Source organism: Citrobacter braakii, from assembly GCF_009648935.1.
Lineage (GTDB): Bacteria > Pseudomonadota > Gammaproteobacteria > Enterobacterales > Enterobacteriaceae > Citrobacter > Citrobacter braakii.
Map to the genome: position 1 here is coordinate 1,901,787 of NZ_CP045771.1, position 17,559 is coordinate 1,919,345.

15 protein-coding genes are annotated in these 17,559 nt (G+C 53.3%); 11 read left to right on the forward strand and 4 right to left on the reverse strand.

Annotated features, from left to right (window positions below):
* The first annotated feature begins 409 nt into the window (after positions 1-409).
* Together aas and lplT are read left to right on the forward strand one after the other, a co-directional pair.
* A complete protein-coding gene (gene aas / locus GFC06_RS08905) occupies positions 410-2,569 on the forward strand; it encodes a bifunctional acyl-ACP--phospholipid O-acyltransferase/long-chain-fatty-acid--ACP ligase (protein WP_153690052.1) in 2,160 nt (719 codons plus the stop codon).
* The gene (gene lplT, locus GFC06_RS08910; RefSeq protein WP_016154279.1) at positions 2,562-3,767 is read left to right on the forward strand and encodes a lysophospholipid transporter LplT; all 1,206 of its coding nucleotides are present in this window, start codon (positions 2,562-2,564) and stop codon (positions 3,765-3,767) included. Before aas ends, lplT begins: the two co-directional genes overlap by 8 nt.
* Positions 3,768-3,867: 100 nt before the next feature.
* Here the strand turns inward: lplT and GFC06_RS08915 are convergent, their stop codons facing one another.
* The 4 genes from GFC06_RS08915 to mutH all read right to left on the reverse strand — a co-directional run bounded on the left by GFC06_RS08915 (position 3,868) and on the right by mutH (position 6,862).
* The gene (locus GFC06_RS08915; protein ID WP_016154278.1) at positions 3,868-4,908 is read right to left on the reverse strand and encodes an NADP(H)-dependent aldo-keto reductase; all 1,041 of its coding nucleotides are present in this window, start codon (positions 4,906-4,908) and stop codon (positions 3,868-3,870) included.
* 106 nt (positions 4,909-5,014) lie between these two features.
* Positions 5,015-5,233: a lipoprotein YgdR gene (gene ygdR / locus GFC06_RS08920; protein WP_000758660.1), complete on the reverse strand. Its 219-nt coding sequence runs from the start codon at positions 5,231-5,233 to the stop codon at positions 5,015-5,017.
* A gap of 144 nt (positions 5,234-5,377) precedes the next feature.
* Positions 5,378-6,091 carry a TerC family protein gene (locus GFC06_RS08925; protein ID WP_016154277.1) on the reverse strand — a complete coding sequence of 238 codons (714 nt, stop codon included), beginning with the start codon at positions 6,089-6,091 and terminating at the stop codon, positions 5,378-5,380.
* A gap of 75 nt (positions 6,092-6,166) precedes the next feature.
* On the reverse strand, positions 6,167-6,862 hold the full coding sequence (mutH, locus tag GFC06_RS08930) for a DNA mismatch repair endonuclease MutH (protein WP_047499360.1): 696 nt from the start codon (positions 6,860-6,862) through the stop codon (positions 6,167-6,169).
* A 684-nt stretch (positions 6,863-7,546) separates the two neighbouring features.
* On the opposite strand from mutH, the gene rppH reads away from it, so the two are divergent.
* The 9 genes from rppH (at position 7,547) to recC (ending at position 17,479) form a co-directional block, all read left to right on the forward strand.
* Positions 7,547-8,077: an RNA pyrophosphohydrolase gene (gene rppH / locus GFC06_RS08935; RefSeq protein ID WP_003825602.1), complete on the forward strand. Its 531-nt coding sequence runs from the start codon at positions 7,547-7,549 to the stop codon at positions 8,075-8,077.
* A 12-nt stretch (positions 8,078-8,089) separates the two neighbouring features.
* A complete protein-coding gene (ptsP, locus tag GFC06_RS08940; RefSeq protein WP_016154275.1) occupies positions 8,090-10,336 on the forward strand; it encodes a phosphoenolpyruvate--protein phosphotransferase in 2,247 nt (748 codons plus the stop codon).
* 164 nt (positions 10,337-10,500) lie between these two features.
* Positions 10,501-11,376: a prolipoprotein diacylglyceryl transferase gene (lgt, locus tag GFC06_RS08945; RefSeq protein ID WP_003825606.1), complete on the forward strand. Its 876-nt coding sequence runs from the start codon at positions 10,501-10,503 to the stop codon at positions 11,374-11,376.
* A 6-nt stretch (positions 11,377-11,382) separates the two neighbouring features.
* The gene (gene thyA, locus GFC06_RS08950) at positions 11,383-12,177 is read left to right on the forward strand and encodes a thymidylate synthase (RefSeq protein ID WP_003033990.1); all 795 of its coding nucleotides are present in this window, start codon (positions 11,383-11,385) and stop codon (positions 12,175-12,177) included.
* A 184-nt stretch (positions 12,178-12,361) separates the two neighbouring features.
* Positions 12,362-12,832, forward strand: a complete 471-nt coding sequence (locus GFC06_RS08955; protein WP_016157377.1) for a prepilin peptidase-dependent protein — start codon at positions 12,362-12,364, stop codon at positions 12,830-12,832.
* Complete coding sequence (locus GFC06_RS08960; RefSeq protein WP_047359084.1) at positions 12,823-13,386, forward strand: prepilin peptidase-dependent protein; 564 nt, start codon at positions 12,823-12,825, stop codon at positions 13,384-13,386. Before GFC06_RS08955 ends, GFC06_RS08960 begins: the two co-directional genes overlap by 10 nt.
* The gene (locus tag GFC06_RS08965; protein WP_047499364.1) at positions 13,383-13,790 is read left to right on the forward strand and encodes a DUF2509 family protein; all 408 of its coding nucleotides are present in this window, start codon (positions 13,383-13,385) and stop codon (positions 13,788-13,790) included. Before GFC06_RS08960 ends, GFC06_RS08965 begins: the two co-directional genes overlap by 4 nt.
* The gene (locus tag GFC06_RS08970; protein WP_141875602.1) at positions 13,775-14,098 is read left to right on the forward strand and encodes a prepilin-type N-terminal cleavage/methylation domain-containing protein; all 324 of its coding nucleotides are present in this window, start codon (positions 13,775-13,777) and stop codon (positions 14,096-14,098) included. Before GFC06_RS08965 ends, GFC06_RS08970 begins: the two co-directional genes overlap by 16 nt.
* A 12-nt stretch (positions 14,099-14,110) precedes the next feature.
* Positions 14,111-17,479, forward strand: a complete 3,369-nt coding sequence (recC, locus tag GFC06_RS08975) for an exodeoxyribonuclease V subunit gamma (protein WP_141875601.1) — start codon at positions 14,111-14,113, stop codon at positions 17,477-17,479.
* Positions 17,480-17,559: the final 80 nt, after the last annotated feature.

Sequence of the window (17,559 nt, forward strand, 5' to 3'; positions counted from 1 at the left end):
AACTGAGCGGATTGCTAAAGTTGGGATCCCAGAGGTATTGATAGGTGAAATCAACTTTCGGGTTGATCACTAGAATTACACCAGCCTGCGCAGATGCGCAGGTTTTTTTTTGCCTTCAGCCTATCTGTAACAGTAACCGATAATTTACACAACTCGTTGCATTTGGGTTCATTCCTTTGCGTTTTCGTACTGGCGTATCTGGCTGCTGACGACCACAATCAAGATCCCAGAGGTATTGATTGGTGAGATTATTCGGTACGCACTTCGTACCTGTCTCTTGCACCGACCTGCGCGGATGCGCAGGTTTTTTTTCGGACTGTATTTACCTGTTTACCTGTCGCGCCCATTCCCCAACTCGTATACTCTCCCACCATTAATGTTTCTATAATTAATGGCACAGGGAGTTGAGATGCTATTTGGCTTTTTTCGTAATCTGTTTCGCGTGCTTTTCCGCGTTCGCGTCACGGGCAATGTCAGCGCGCTACAGGGAGAACGCGTTCTAATCACTCCCAACCATGTCTCATTTATAGACGGCATCCTGCTGGCGCTATTTTTACCGATTCGTCCCGTCTTCGCCGTTTACACCTCGATCAGCCAGCAATGGTATATGCGCTGGCTAACCCCGCTGATTGACTTTGTGCCGTTAGACCCAACCAAACCGATGTCGATTAAGCATCTGGTCCGTCTGGTCGAGCAGGGCCGTCCGGTGGTGATTTTTCCCGAAGGACGCATTTCGACCACCGGTTCGTTGATGAAAATATATGACGGTGCCGGGTTTGTCGCCGCGAAGTCGGGAGCGACGGTCGTTCCTGTCCGCATTGAGGGGGCAGAGCTTTCCCACTTCAGCCGCCTGAAAGGTCTGGTTAAACAGCGATTCTTCCCGCGTATCCAACTGCACATTCTACCGCCGACTCAAATGCCAATGCCGGAAGCCCCGCGAGCGCGCGATCGCCGCAAAATCGCCGGTGAAATGCTGCATCAAATTATGATGGAAGCTCGCATGGCGGTACGCCCGCGTGAAACGCTATACGAGTCGCTGCTGGCGGCAAAATACCGTTTTGGCGCGGGCAAAAACTGCATTGAAGATGTTAACTTTACGCCGGACAGCTACCGCAAACTGCTGACTAAGACGCTCTTTGTGGCCCGTATTCTGGAAAAATACAGCGCCGAAGGTGAAAAAATCGGCCTGATGCTGCCAAATGCGGGGATCAGCGCGGCGGTCATTTTTGGTGCCATTGCGCGTCGACGCATTCCGGCCATGATGAACTACACGGCGGGCGTGAAAGGGTTAACCAGCGCCATTACTGCGTCTGAAATCAAAACGATCTTCACTTCCCGACAGTTTCTCGATAAAGGCAAACTCTGGCATCTACCGGAACAGCTCACCCAGGTACGCTGGGTTTATCTGGAAGATTTAAAAGCCGATGTGACGTTGAGCGATAAGCTGTGGATTTTCTCACATCTGCTGGCACCGCATCTGGCGCAGGTGAAACAGCAGCCGGAAGAGGCTGCGGTGATCCTCTTTACGTCTGGTTCGGAAGGCCATCCGAAAGGCGTGGTCCACAGCCACAAGAGTATTCTGGCGAACGTTGAGCAGATTAAAACAATTGCCGATTTCACCGCCGATGACCGCTTTATGTCGGCACTGCCGCTGTTCCACTCCTTTGGCCTGACGGTGGGATTATTCACGCCGCTACTGACCGGTGCGGAAGTGTTTCTTTATCCCAGCCCACTTCATTACCGCATTGTGCCGGAGCTGGTATACGACCGGAACTGCACCGTGTTGTTTGGTACTTCAACGTTCCTCGGTAACTATGCGCGTTTCGCGCATCCGTACGATTTCCACCGCCTGCGCTATGTGGTGGCAGGCGCGGAAAAACTGCAAGACAGCACAAAGCAGCTATGGCAGGAGAAATTTGGTCTGCGCGTCCTTGAAGGCTATGGCGTGACGGAATGTGCGCCGGTTGTGTCGATCAATGTACCGATGGCGGCAAAATCAGGAACGGTAGGGCGCATCTTGCCTGGCATGGATGCCCGACTGCTGGCTGTTCCGGGTATTGAGGACGGTGGGCGTTTACAACTGAAAGGCCCGAATATTATGAGCGGCTATTTGCGCGTCGAAAAACCTGGCGTGCTGGAAGTGCCGACGGCAGAAAATGCGCAGGGTGAGATTGAGCGCGGCTGGTATGACACCGGAGACATCGTCCGCTTTGATGAAAACGGCTTTGTACAGATCCAGGGGCGCGCCAAGCGTTTTGCTAAAATTGCCGGAGAGATGGTCTCGCTGGAAATGGTTGAGCAACTGGCATTGGCGGTATCTGCAGACAAAATGCACGCCACGGCTATCAAGAGCGATGCCAGCAAAGGTGAGGCGCTGGTGCTGTTCACTACCGACAGCGAACTCACGCGTGAAAAACTACAGCAGTATGCGCGAGCGCATGGCGTGCCTGAACTTGCCGTACCGCGTGATATTCGCCAGCTGAAGCAACTCCCATTACTCGGCAGCGGTAAGCCGGATTTTGTTACGCTGAAAAGCTGGGTCGATGAGCCGGAAAAACAACATGATTGAGTCAGCGCACACTAACACTTCAATCTGGTCCAAAGGGATGATGTCCGTCATCGCCGCGCAGTTTCTGTCGGCGTTTGGCGATAACGCACTGCTGTTCGCTACGCTGGCGCTGCTGAAGGAACAATTTTATCCGGACTGGAGCCAGCCAATCCTGCAAATGGTGTTTGTGGGCGCTTACATCCTGTTTGCACCATTTGTTGGACAGGTGGCGGATAGCTTTGCCAAAGGCAGAGTGATGATGTTCGCGAACGCCCTGAAACTGCTGGGCGCGGCGAGTATTTGCTTCGGCATTAATCCGTTTCTCGGGTATACGCTGGTGGGGATTGGCGCGGCCGCGTACTCACCGGCCAAGTATGGCATTCTCGGTGAATTGACCACCGGTGACAAACTGGTGAAAGCCAACGGCCTGATGGAAGCCTCCACTATCGCCGCGATTTTGCTCGGTTCTGTCGCCGGCGGCGTTCTGGCCGACTGGCATGTGATTGCCGCGCTTTCTGCCTGTGCGCTGGCCTATGCTGGCGCCGTGGTGGCTAACCTGTACATCCCGAAACTGGCCGCGGCTCGTCCTGGCCAATCCTGGCATCTGGGGAAAATGACGCGCAGTTTCTTCTGCGCCGCTTCTTCGCTGTGGCGCAACGGTGAAACCCGTTTTTCGTTGGTCGGAACCAGCCTTTTTTGGGGCGCGGGCGTCACGCTGCGTTTTCTGCTGGTGCTGTGGGTTCCGGTGGCGCTCGGCATCACCGATAACGCTACGCCGACCTACCTCAATGCCATGGTAGCGATTGGGATTGTCGTAGGCGCGGGGGCGGCAGCGAAGCTGGTGACGCTGGAAACCGTGTCGCGCTGTATGCCTGCGGGGATCCTGATTGGCGTCGTGGTGCTGATTTTCTCACTTCAGCATGCGCTGCTTCCGGCTTACGCGTTGCTGATGCTTATCGGCGTGTCAGGTGGCTTCTTTGTGGTACCGCTGAATGCGTTGCTGCAGGAGCGGGGCAAGAAAAGCGTCGGTGCGGGTAATGCGATCGCGGTGCAAAACCTGGGAGAAAACAGCGCGATGCTGCTGATGCTTGGGATTTACTCACTGGCAGTGCTGGTGGGGATCCCGGCGGTAGCGATTGGTATTGGATTCGGTGCGCTGTTTGCGCTGGCGATTGCGGCGCTGTGGATTTGGCAGCGCCGCCAGCCTGGTACGAGATGAATGAACAATGAATGTGCCGGATGGCAGCGTCGCCTTATCTGGCCTACAGAGAGCAGCAATTTGTAGGTCTGATAAGCGTAGCGCCATCAGGCACTAACCGTCACGGTGCAGGATAGGTATACACCTGATGCACCGCTTCAATCTCTGCCAGTACTTCTTCGCTCAACTCCAGATGCAGGCTTTCAACGTTGGTTTTTAGCTGCTCCATCGTCGTGGCTCCCAGCAGGGTGCTGGCGACAAACGGCTGACGACGCACGAATGCCAGCGCCATTTGCGCAGGATCCAGATTATGGCGTTTCGCGATATCCACATAGGCCGCAACGGCTTTTTGTGTTTGCTCGCCGCTGTAACGCGTGAAACGGCTAAACAGCGTATTGCGTGCACCGGCAGGCTTCGCGCCGTTCAGGTATTTACCGGTTAATGTACCGAAGCCAAGGCAAGAGTAGGCCAGCAGTTCAACGCCTTCATACTGGCTCACTTCCGCCAGTCCAACCTCAAAGCTGCGATTCAGCAGGCTGTAGGGGTTCTGGATGGTGGCGATGCGCGGCAGATCGTGTTTGTCCGCCAGGTGCAGGTAGCGCATCACGCCAAACGCGGTTTCATTGGACACGCCGATGTAGCGAATTTTCCCCGCGCGCTGAAACTCTGCCAGCGCATCCAGCGTATCCAGCAGCGAAACGACCGGCGCAGAGTCCGTCCAGCTGTAGCCTAACTTACCAAAGCAGTTAGTCGGGCGCTGCGGCCAGTGAACCTGATACAGATCCAGGTAATCGGTTTGCAGTCTTTTCAGGCTGTCGTGCAGCGCTTCACGGATATTTTTACGGTCCAGCGCCTGATTCGGTCGAATACCGCTGTCGTTGTTACGTGAAGGCCCACTGACCTTAGAAGCAACGATTAGCTTTTCACGGCTGCCGTGTTTGGCGAGCCAGTTACCTACGTAGGTTTCGGTGAGACCCTGGGTTTCAGGACGCGGCGGTACCGGATACATCTCGGCAACGTCGATCAAATTTATGCCTTGTTCTACGGCATAATCGAGCTGTGCATGTGCGTCGGCTTCGCTGTTTTGTTCACCAAACGTCATTGTGCCCAGCCCCAGTGTACTGACTTCAAGCGAGCTGTGGGGTATACGGTGATATTGCATAGCCGTTTCCTTTTTATAATCACGACATAAGGATTATAAAAATGGCTGAGGGAAGAGAAAAAGGGAAGTAAAATTGTTAAGGCCAGCGCGCTGCTGACCTCAACCATCAGCGTTCAATGATTTGAGACACATCATCGCGATTAATCTGCATCGCATTGCCTTGCTGGTCGTGATAGCTCACCAGACCGGTATCATCGTCAATTTCTGGTTTTCCATCGGTCAGGATCATTCGACCATCTTTTGTCGCCATAACATAATCACTGCTGCATCCGGAAACGGCAAAAGCCAGTCCTACGGCGGAAATCAAAACTGCCCATTTTTTCATCTGCTTATCCTCACATGGCCTGCATCTGACAATAGTTTAGTAATAACGCGAAGTTGTGCATGGCGAAAGCAGTAAAATCTTAAACTGTGAGAAGAGGTAGGTGTGGCGCGCATTCGCTCCCCGTGCGGGGAGCGATGGATTTCATCAGAGCGGATTTTTTTTATTACGCCACAGGTTCAGGGTCTCTACCGCAATAGAGAAGAACATGGCGAAATAGATATATCCTTTCGGAACGTGGACGTCGAAACTTTCCAGAATTAGCGTGAAACCGACCAGAATCAGGAACGAGAGTGCCAGCATTTTTACCGAAGGATGGCGATCGACAAAATCGCCAATCGGGCGTGCAGCAAACATCATCACACCCACGGCAATCACCACTGCAGCCATCATGATAAACAGATGATCGGACAAGCCTACCGCAGTAATCACGGAATCCAGGCTGAAGATAATGTCTAACAACATGATCTGCACAATCGCGCCCAGAAAAGAGGAAACGCGGGTTTTCAGCCCCTCTTCCTCACCTTCAATGGATTCGTGGATCTCCTTACTGGCTTTCCAGATCAGGAACAATCCCCCGAGTAGAAGGATCAGGTCGCGCGCTGATATTGCCTCGCCAAACACTTCGAATAGCGGGTTTGTCAGACGCGTTACCCAGGCGATAGAGGCCAGCAGTGCCAGACGCATGATCATCGCCGCCGCAAGCCCAATACGTCGGGCATGATTGCGTTGCGCTGTCGGGAGTTTGGCTACAACCAGAGAGAGGAAAATAATATTGTCGATCCCAAGAACGATCTCCAGCAGCGTCAGCGTACCGAGCGCAAGCCAGGCGTTAGGATCGGTTATCCATGCAAATAACATCGAACAAAGTCCTGCCAAAAAAAAGAAGCGGTAATTATAGGCCCGTAACGCGGCGGGTGAAAGACCGGACGGTGCCTATTGCGCCTGGAACAAGAAATGTCGCTCAAGCAATGCGCGCGTGAAGTTCTTTTTCAAGTAAAAACCGCGTGGTAGGGTCAGGATGGGTTCGCCATGGGCGCCAATGGCCTCGGTAAGCGCTCGGGCGTTGGCGGCTTTAGGACGCAGCTGTAGCACTTCCCCATGGCGGGCAGTGATGCGTTCGACGTGGCCTAACACTATCATGTCCATCAACTCTTCCCAGTCCAGACGCAATTGCCGGTCTTCTTCTTCATTCGGGCTCCACAGCAGGGGAGAGCCGACGCGGCGCTCTGCCAGCGGGATGCTGCGTTCGCCTTCTACCGGGATCCACAGAACGCGTTTAAGTTTGTGCCGCACATGGCTGGTTTCCCAGGTAACGCCGGTATTGCCGGTTAACGGTGCCACGCACACAAAGGTGGTTTCCAGCGGTCTGCCAAGGCTATCCACTGGGATTGTTTTCAGCTCCACGCCCAGCGCCGCAAAATCCTGCTCCGGTTTGCTGCCCGCACTGGCGCCGAGCCAGATTTCCAGTAGCACGCCAATCCAGCCTTTATCGCGCTTGAGATCCTTGGGGGCGACGAGTCCCGCCATTGCCGCCAACTCTCCTAGCGCGTAGCCCGAAAGCAGCCGTGCCTGACTCAACAACTGGGCTTCAGATTCAGGGGGAGAAAGCAGCGGATGGAGTTCTGACATCGGGTTAACCCTTAGGTGAAAAAATGAGCAAAGATTTTATACCGTGTGGACAGAGTTTATCTTTTTCCACATGCTTTATTCAATTCTATGATTTATATTGGTTTTTAGATTCACATACGCAGAGTTGCGCAACAGCGAAGCGGGTTTTCCAATTCTGGTCACTGACAATGAACAGGATCTTACACCATGTTATCCACAGAAAGATGGGATAACTGTGAAAAACCCCCACTACTGTTTCAATTTACAGCCTTGACGTGCGACGAAAATCGAATTTTCACACAAATTGTGCCTAACTTATTGGCATAATCTGTGGATAAAACCAACGCTGGTCGATCTTTCATCAGCCTGAAGATCGTGTGCGTGATATACGTCACATTTCTATGGGTTTATTTGCGCTGAACGGTTTTAACTTTATGAATATAGAAGACTATTTTTGATATGTGACGAATGTCTTATTCGGACTGTTCTGGGTTTTCCCATAGTAATTCCGTACTTCTTCACAACTATATCCACAGAAAAGGTGAATAAAATCGCCTTGCTTGCCCTTCTTCTGTTTATAACTCCGCCCTTAGCTGTGAGTTATTCAATTGTTATTAGAGTATCGCGCCCTTAACAGAGTGGTTTACCGCCTCTCTGGAGTGTGAAACAATCGTTTGTATATAAGGTTTATATTGAGGTAGTCCGGTGATTGATGACGATGGCTACCGCCCGAATGTAGGGATAGTAATTTGTAACCGCCAGGGGCAGGTCATGTGGGCCCGGCGATTTGGTCAGCACTCCTGGCAATTCCCGCAAGGTGGGATAAATGCAGGAGAGACAGCAGAGCAGGCGATGTACCGGGAACTCTTTGAAGAAGTGGGTCTCAGTCGTAAAGATGTACGGATCCTTGCTTCTACTCGTAACTGGTTGCGTTACAAGTTACCGAAACGTTTGGTGCGTTGGGACACGAAGCCGGTTTGTATCGGCCAGAAACAAAAATGGTTTCTTCTGCAATTGGTCAGCAGCGATGCTGAAATCAATATGCAAACCAGCAGTACACCTGAGTTCGACGGCTGGCGCTGGGTGAGTTACTGGTATCCGGTTCGACAGGTGGTGTCATTTAAACGCGATGTCTATCGCAGGGTGATGAAAGAATTCGCAAGTGTTGTCATGGCGCTTCAGGAGAGCACTCCTAAGCCGCAAAGCGCACCTGCGTACAGACGTAAAAGAGGTTAAGCTACGCAAATTATGCTCACCCGCCTGCGCGAAATAGTCGAAAAGGTGGCCAGTGCTCCGCGTCTGAATGAAGCGCTGAATATTCTGGTTACCGACATCTGTCTTGCGATGGATACAGAGGTCTGTTCGGTTTATTTGGCCGATCACGATCGACGTTGTTATTACCTCATGGCGACCCGGGGACTGAAGAAACCGCGTGGTCGTACTGTCGCACTCGCGTTTGATGAAGGTATCGTTGGCCTGGTTGGCAGGCTGGCGGAACCTATCAACCTCGCCGATGCGCAAAAACATCCCAGCTTTAAATACATCCCTTCGGTAAAAGAAGAGCGCTTTCGTGCGTTCTTAGGCGTACCGATTATTCAGCGCCGTCAGCTGTTAGGTGTGCTGGTGGTCCAGCAGCGCGAATTGCGCCAGTACGATGAAAGTGAAGAGTCTTTCCTCGTCACGCTCGCCACGCAAATGGCGGCTATTCTTTCGCAGTCGCAGCTAAACGCGCTGTTCGGCCAATACCGGCAAACGCGCATCCGCGCATTGCCCGCCGCGCCTGGCGTGGCAATAGCCGAAGGCTGGCAGGATGCGACGCTGCCGCTGATGGAGCAGGTCTATCAGGCTTCAACGTTGGATCCGGCGCTTGAGCGCGAGCGGCTCACCGGTGCGCTGGAAGAGGCGGCGAATGAATTCCGCCGCTACAGCAAACGCTTTACCGCCGGGGCGCAGAAAGAAACGGCGGCGATTTTTGATCTCTATTCACACTTGCTTTCCGATACTCGTCTGCGCCGTGAGCTGTTTGCGGAAGTGGATAACGGTTCGGTGGCCGAGTGGGCCGTTAAAACGATCATTGAAAAGTTTGCCGAACAGTTTGCCGCGCTGAGTGATAACTACCTCAAAGAGCGGGCCGGAGATTTACGCGCGCTGGGCCAGCGTCTGCTGTTCCATCTTGACGACTCGATCCAGGGGCCGAATACCTGGCCGGAACGCTTTGTGCTGGTGGCGGATGAGCTTTCCGCCACCACGCTGGCGGAACTTCCTCAGGACCGCTTAGTCGGTGTGGTTGTCCGGGACGGCGCGGCCAACTCTCATGCGGCTATTATGGTTCGTGCGCTGGGTATCCCTACCGTCATGGGGGCCGATATCCAGCCATCGGTGTTACACCGCCGTACGCTGGTAGTGGACGGTTATCGCGGTGAACTGCTGGTCGATCCAGAACCGGTATTGATCCAGGAATACCAGCGTCTTATCAGTGAAGAAATAGAACTGAGCCGCCTGGCGGAAGATGACGTCAACCAGCCAGCACAGTTGAAAAGCGGCGAGCGCGTGAAGGTGATGCTCAATGCGGGCCTCAGCCCGGAGCATGAAGAGAAGCTGGGGAGCCGGATCGACGGCATTGGCCTGTATCGCACCGAAATCCCGTTCATGCTGCAAAGCGGTTTTCCTTCGGAAGAAGAACAGGTTGCGCAGTATCAGGGCATGCTGCAAATGTTTAACGACAAGCCGGTGACCCTACGTACGCTGGATGTCGGCGCCGATAAACAACTGCCCTACATGCCGATCAGTGAAGAGAACCCGTGCCTTGGCTGGCGTGGCATTCGCATAACGCTCGATCAGCCGGAGATCTTTTTGATCCAGGTTCGGGCCATGCTGCGTGCCAACGCGGCAACCGGCAACCTGAGCATTTTGCTGCCGATGGTCACCAGCATTGATGAAGTGGACGAAGCGCGACGTTTGATTGAACGCGCCGGACGCGAAGTGGAAGAGATGATCGGCTACGCGATCCCAAAACCGCGCATTGGCATCATGCTGGAAGTTCCGTCGATGGTGTTTATGCTGCCGCATCTGATAAACCGGATAGACTTTATCTCGGTCGGAACCAACGATCTCACCCAGTACATTTTGGCTGTCGATCGTAACAATACGCGGGTAGCCAGCATTTATGACAGCCTGCATCCGGGTATGTTACGTGTGCTGGCGATGATTGCGCAGGAAGCCGAAAGAAGCGGTATCGATTTGCGATTGTGCGGTGAAATGGCGGGCGACCCGATGTGCGTGGCCATTCTGATCGGCCTGGGTTTTCGCCATTTGTCGATGAACGGTCGTTCCGTGGCTCGCGTTAAATATCTGCTGCGCCATATCGATTTTGATGAGGCGCAAACGCTGGCGCAACGCAGTCTGGAAGCGCAGATGGCGACAGAAGTACGCCATCAGGTGGCGGCTTTTATGGAACGCCGTGGCATGGGGGGACTGATTCGCGGGGGATTGTGAATCGAGGGCTGGTAACAGTAGGTATACATATCTTTTAACTGTAATCGGCATCCGCTGCGATCCCCATGTGCTATCATTCGCACCTTTGGAGCGCCTGCATTATGCAGGCGCGCTTATCAATTGCTGTCTGACTTCAGCGAAATAACAAGAACTTATGGTGACAGATGACCAGTAGCTATCTGCATTTTCCGGATTTCGATCCGGTCATTTTCTCAATCGGACCCGTCGCGCTTCACTGGTACGGCTTAATGTATTTGGTGGGGTTTATTTTTGCGATGTGGCTGGCGACGCGCCGTGCTAATCGTCCGGGCAGTGGCTGGACCAAAAATGAAGTAGAAAATCTACTGTATGCGGGCTTCCTCGGGGTTTTCCTCGGAGGACGTATTGGTTACGTACTGTTCTATAACTTCCCGTTATTCCTCGATAATCCGCTGTATCTGTTCCGCGTTTGGGACGGCGGGATGTCCTTCCACGGTGGGCTGATTGGTGTGATCCTGGTGATGATTATCTTCGCCAAACGCACCAAGCGTTCGTTCTTCCAGGTTTCTGATTTCATTGCCCCGCTGATTCCGTTTGGTCTGGGCGCAGGGCGTCTGGGCAACTTTATCAACGGTGAGCTGTGGGGACGCGTTGATCCGAACTTCAAGTACGCCATGCTGTTCCCGGGCTCCCGTACCGAAGACATTTTACTGCTGCAAACTAACCCGCAATGGCAGTCTATTTTTGATACCTACGGCTCGCTGCCGCGCCATGCCTCACAGCTTTATGAGATGGCGCTGGAAGGCGTTGTGCTGTTTATCATTCTTAATCTGTACATTCGTAAACCGCGCCCGATGGGCTCGGTATCCGGTCTGTTCCTGATTGGTTATGGCGCGTTTCGTATTATCGTTGAATTCTTCCGCCAGCCGGATGCGCAGTTTACCGGCACCTGGGTACAGTACATCAGCATGGGACAGATCCTCTCAATCCCGATGATTGTCGCAGGCATTATTATGATGGTTTGGGCGTACCGCCGCAGCCCACAGCAACACGTTTCCTGAGGAACCATGAAACAGTATTTAGAACTGATGCAAAAAGTGCTGGATGAAGGCACACAGAAAAACGACCGTACCGGAACCGGAACGCTTTCCATTTTTGGTCATCAGATGCGTTTTAATCTGCAGGAAGGGTTCCCGCTGGTTACGACTAAACGCTGTCATTTACGCTCGATCATTCATGAACTGCTGTGGTTTTTGCAGGGCGACACCAACGTTGCCTACCTGCATGAAAACAACGTCTCAATCTGGGACGAATGGGCGGATGAAAACGGTAATCTGGGCCCGGTTTATGGCAAACAGTGGCGTGCGTGGCCTACGCCAGACGGTCGTCATATTGACCAGATCACCACGGTGTTAAACCAGCTCAAAAATGACCCGGACTCTCGCCGAATTATCGTTTCTGCATGGAACGTCGGTGAGCTGGATAAAATGGCGCTGGCGCCGTGCCACGCGTTCTTCCAGTTTTACGTGGCGGATGGCAAGCTCTCCTGCCAGCTGTATCAGCGTTCGTGCGATGTGTTCCTCGGTTTGCCGTTTAACATTGCCAGCTACGCCTTGCTGGTACACATGATGGCGCAGCAGTGCGATCTGGAAGTGGGTGATTTTGTCTGGACCGGTGGCGACACGCACCTGTACAGCAATCATATGGATCAAACGCATCTGCAGCTTAGCCGCGAACCGCGCGCGCTGCCGAAGCTGGTCATCAAACGTAAGCCTGAATCTATCTTTGACTATCGCTTCGAAGATTTCGAAATTGAAGGCTACGATCCGCATCCTGGTATTAAAGCGCCAGTGGCTATCTAACCGGCTTCATGCTGTCACAACCGACGCCCGTGTGCGTCGGTTTTTTTTTGTCTCAAATCGCGTTCTTCGGCGTGGGTTCCTGAAATATTGCAACGACCTGCAACGCGACAAATATTCCTCGTAGCTCGCCGTAGAAACCGAATTTCCCGCTCGTTATTCATTTTCCTCACGCCATACTGGCGACATGAAAAAACAACACGGCTACACGCTTCTCGAAACCCTGATTGCGATGCTGATCGTCGCGGCGCTTGGCGCCTCGGGGCTGTATGGTTGGCAGCGCTGGCAGCAGCAACAGCGGCTATGGCAAACCGCCATTCAGGTGCGAGATTACCTGCTGCAACTGCGTGAAGATGCTAACTGGCGTAACCGCGATCACGTCATCAGCGTGATTCGGGATGGCACATCCTGGTGTTTTGTCAGCTCTGCTGCTGTGCAAACCACGTGTCTACCCGTTTCGCCCTTGGTTTTTACACCGCCCTGGGACGATGTCGAAATGGCAGAGATAACGCCTTCACTGGCCTTTTTTGGTCTGCGCAATACGGCATGGGCTGGACATATTCGCCTGAAAAATACGACAGGGGAATGGCGCGTGGTGGTGTCTGGCTGGGGGCGAATCAGGCTTTGCGAGAAAGATGAGGCCAGGTTATGTCAGTAAATGAACGGGGCTTTTCACTCCTGGAGGTGCTGATTGCTATGGCGATTAGCAGCGTTTTATTGCTTAGCTCAGCGCGATTTTTACCCGCGCTGCAGCGAGAGATCCTGCGCAACACGCGCCAGTTAGCGCTTGAAGATGAAATATGGCAGCGGGTATACACCGTGGCGAAGCATCTTCAGCGGGCAGGGTATTGCCGCGGAAACTGTGTCGGAGAAGGGCTGGAGATATCGGCTAAGGGCGACTGTGTCATTGCGCGCTGGGATGCCAATAGCAACGGCATTTGGGAGAGCAGTCCCGCGAAAGAGGCCGATACGATTGGATTTCGTTTACAGGACAAGGTACTGGAGACCCTGCGGGGAGTAACGGACTGCAATGGAAAAGGGTGGGAGAAAATGTCCGATCCAGCCACGATACAGATTGAGGCATTTCAGGTTGAACGTCTGAATATCAGCGGATATTCCCCGCTCCTTACGCTGCGTTTGCGCGGAGTGAACAATGTCGAACCACAAAAGGTTATTGAAGCAGTCTACAGCGTGACAGGATTCAACCTGTGAACCGTGAGCGGGGCGTTTCATCTTTAGCGATGGTCCTGTTACTGCTGGTGCTCGGTAGCCTTCTGCTGCAAGGCGTTAGCAGGCAGGAGTCCCGTTTTGCTTCGCGAGTGGTCACGCAAAGTCAGGCTCTGCAGCGCCAGGCGGTGGTGCAATCTGCGATGGAATGGGGGCGTATGCAGCCCTGGCGCTTACAACTCGCCGCACAGTGTCGGCGTTATACCACGCAGGATGCCGCGGTTTGCCTGCGACTGCTTACTAATAATTTCGTGCTGCTTATAGTCCATTATGAAGGGGTATCGTTATGGCGGCAGGGGGCGATTATTGATGACAATATCGAATATTCGGCGCATGGCTGGAGCGATTTTTGTCCGCTAAAGGAGCAGGCACTATGTCAGATCCCCTGAACAGACAGCGTGGCTTTAGCCTGCCGGAAGTGATGCTGGCAATGGTGTTGATGATCATGATTGTGACCGCGCTGTCAGGATACCAGCGGGCGCTGATGAACAGCTTTATCATCAGAAACCAGTATCAGCAACTCTGGCGTCACGCCTGGCAGCAAACCCAGCTGTATCAGTTTTCATCGCCTTTGAACTGGCAGGTTAGCCGAATGCAGACAATGAGCGCGGGATGTGTCAGCATCAACGTTAAAATTTCTTCACCCTTGGGCAGGCAGGGTCAGATGACGCGTCTGCATTGCCCGAATCGTCAGTAGTCAGGAGTCGCTATGTTAAGGGTCTACCACTCCAATCGTCTGGATGTGCTGGAAGCGTTAATGGAATTTATCGTTGAGCGCGAGCGGCTGGACGACCCCTTTGAACCTGAGATGATCCTGGTTCAAAGTACCGGTATGGCGCAGTGGCTACAAATGACCCTTGCACAGAAGTTTAGTATTGCCGCCAACATCGATTTTCCGCTGCCCGCGAGTTTTATCTGGGATATGTTTGTGCGCGTGCTGCCGGATATCCCGAAAGAGAGCGCGTTCAGCAAACAGAGCATGAGCTGGAAGTTGATGACGCTGTTGCCGCAATTGTTGGATGGCGATGACTTCGCATTGCTGCGCCACTATCTGACGGACGACACCGATAAACGTAAGCTGTTTCAGCTTTCCTCGCGCGCGGCTGACCTCTTCGACCAGTATTTAGTCTATCGCCCTGAGTGGTTGACCCAGTGGGAAGCCGGGCGACTGGTTGAGGGACTCGGCGAATCTCAGGCCTGGCAGGCGCCGTTGTGGAAAGCGCTGGTGGAACACACCGAGGAATTGGGCCAGCCGCGCTGGCATCGCGCCAATTTATACCAACGATTTATTCAGACTCTGGAAAGTGCGTCCGAGTGCCCGCAGGGACTGCCTTCTCGCGTCTTTATTTGCGGCATTTCAGCGCTGCCGCCGGTTTATTTGCAGGCATTGCAGGCGCTGGGCAAGCACATTGATATTCATCTGCTGTTTACCAACCCTTGCCGCTACTACTGGGGAGATATAAAAGATCCCGCCTGGCTGGCGAAGCTGATGGCGCGTCAGCGTCGGCACAGCTTTGAAGAACGCCATCTGCCGCTGTTTCGCGATAGTCAGAAAGCCGAAGGATTGTTTAACAGCGATGGTGAACAGGATGTGGGCAACCCGATGCTGGCCTCGTGGGGCAAACTGGGGCGCGATTACATTTATTTGCTTTCAGAACTGGAAAATAGTCAGGAACTGGATGCGTTTGTCGATATTACGCCTGACAATCTTTTGCATAATATTCAATCGGATATTCTGGAACTTGAAAGCCATGCCGTGGCGGGTGTTACGCTGGAAGAGTATTCGCGTAGCGATAATAAACGACGGCTTGAGCTGAACGACACCAGCGTGACTTTCCATGTTTGTCATAGCCCACAGCGCGAGGTAGAAATTCTTCATGACCGCCTGCTGGCAATGCTGGAAGCGGATCCCACGCTGACGCCGCGCGATATTATTGTGATGGTGGCGGATATCGACAGCTACAGCCCATTTATTCAGTCGGTCTTTGGCAGCGCACCAACTGAGCGTTACTTACCTTATGCGATTTCCGACCGTCGGGCGCGCCAGTCTCATCCCGTCTTACAGGCCTTTATTAGCCTGCTGTCGCTGCCGGATAGCCGTTTTGTCTCAGAGGATGTGCTGGCATTACTGGATGTGCCCGTGCTGGCGGCGCGTTTCAATATCGATGAAGAAGGGCTGCGCTATCTTCGGTTATGGGTCAATGAATCCGGGATTCGCTGGGGAATTGACGACGATAACGTGCGTGAACTGGAACTTCCGCCTACAGGTCAGCATACCTGGCAATTTGGTTTAACGCGCATGCTGCTCGGCTACGCGATGGAAAGCGCGCAGGGCGAGTGGCAATCGGTATTGCCATACGATGAGTCCAACGGTTTGATTGCCGAGTTGGTAGGGCATCTGGCCTCGTTGCTGATGCAGCTCAATCTCTGGCGTAGAGGGTTAGCGCAGGAGCGCCCGCTGGAAGAGTGGCTGCCCGTTTGTCGGGACATGCTTAATGATTTCTTCCTGCCGGATGCAGATACCGAAGCGGCGATGACGCTGATTGAACAGCAGTGGCAGGCCATTATCACTGAAGGTCTGGGGGCTGAGTATGGCGATGCCATACCGCTTTCTCTATTGCGTGATGAGCTGGCCCAGCGTCTTGACCAGGAGCGCATTAGCCAGCGCTTCCTGGCGGGGCCAGTTAACATTTGTACGCTGATGCCGATGCGCTCTATTCCTTTCAAGGTGGTGTGCCTGCTGGGTATGAACGATGGCGTTTATCCGCGTCAGCTTGCGCCGTTGGGCTTTGATTTGATGAGTCAAAAACCGATGAGGGGCGATCGCAGCCGTCGCGATGATGACCGCTACCTGTTTCTTGAAGCATTGATTTCAGCACAGCAAACGCTCTACATCAGCTACATTGGCCGCTCCATTCAGGACAACAGCGAGCGCTTCCCGTCGGTACTGGTGCAGGAACTGATGGACTACATCGGGCAAAGCCACTATCTGCCGGGCGATGAATCGTTGACCTGCGATCAAAGCGAGGCCCGGGTAAAAGCACACATTACTCGTTTGCATACCCGTATGCCCTTTGATGCACAAAACTATCTGCCGGGCGAACAGCAAAGCTATGCCCGGGAATGGCTGCCTGCGGCGAGCCTGTCAGGAAAAGCGCACACGGATTTTGTCCAGACGCTTCCCTTTGAGATGCCTGAAACGCTGACGCTGGAAACGCTGCAGCGATTTTGGGCTCATCCGGTAAGGGCTTTTTTCCAGATGCGGCTGAGGGTCAACTTCCGCTCTGAAGAAAGTGAGATCCCGGAAACGGAACCGTTCACTCTTGAAGGATTAACCCGCTATCAGCTTAATCAGCAATTGCTTAACACGCTGGTTGAAGAGAAGGATGCTGAACAACTGTTTCGCCGTTTTCGTGCGGCGGGCACGCTTCCCTATGGGCCATTTGGCGAAATTCTGTGGGATACGCAGCGTCAGGAAATGCAGTCGCTGGCTGAACGCATTATCGCCTGTCGTCAGCCCTGTCAGAGTATGGAAATCGATCTTAACTGTAACGGCATGCAAATCACCGGTTGGCTGCCACAGGTGCAAGAGGACGGTTTGTTGCGCTGGCGCCCATCTTTAATAAGCATTGCGCAGGGGGTGCAACTTTGGCTGGAACATCTTGTCTATTGTGCCAGTGGCGGTACGGGAGAGAGCCGGTTGTTCCTGCGTAAAGACGGGGAATGGCGTTTTCCGCCACTGGATGCAGAGCAGGCGCTGCTGTACCTGTCGCAGCTCATTGACGGTTATCGGGAAGGCATGTCGTCACCATTACTGGTATTGCCCGAAAGCGGCGGTGCCTGGATAAAAACCTGTTATGACGCCGCAAATGATGCCATGTTAGATGACGATGCAACGTTACAAAAAGCGCGCAGTAAGTTTCTGCAGGCCTATGAAGGCAACATGATGGTACGGGGTGAAGGTGATGATATCTGGTATCAGCGTCTTTGGCGTCAACTGGATGCGGCTACGCTGGAGACCATTGTTTTACAGTCTCAGCGTTACCTGTTACCGATTTTTCGCTTTAATCAGTCATGATGATTGTATAAAAATTGCGCAGTTCGATGGCTTCCACTATGATGCGCATTCTGTCACGGACTGATTCTTACAAAGAGAGG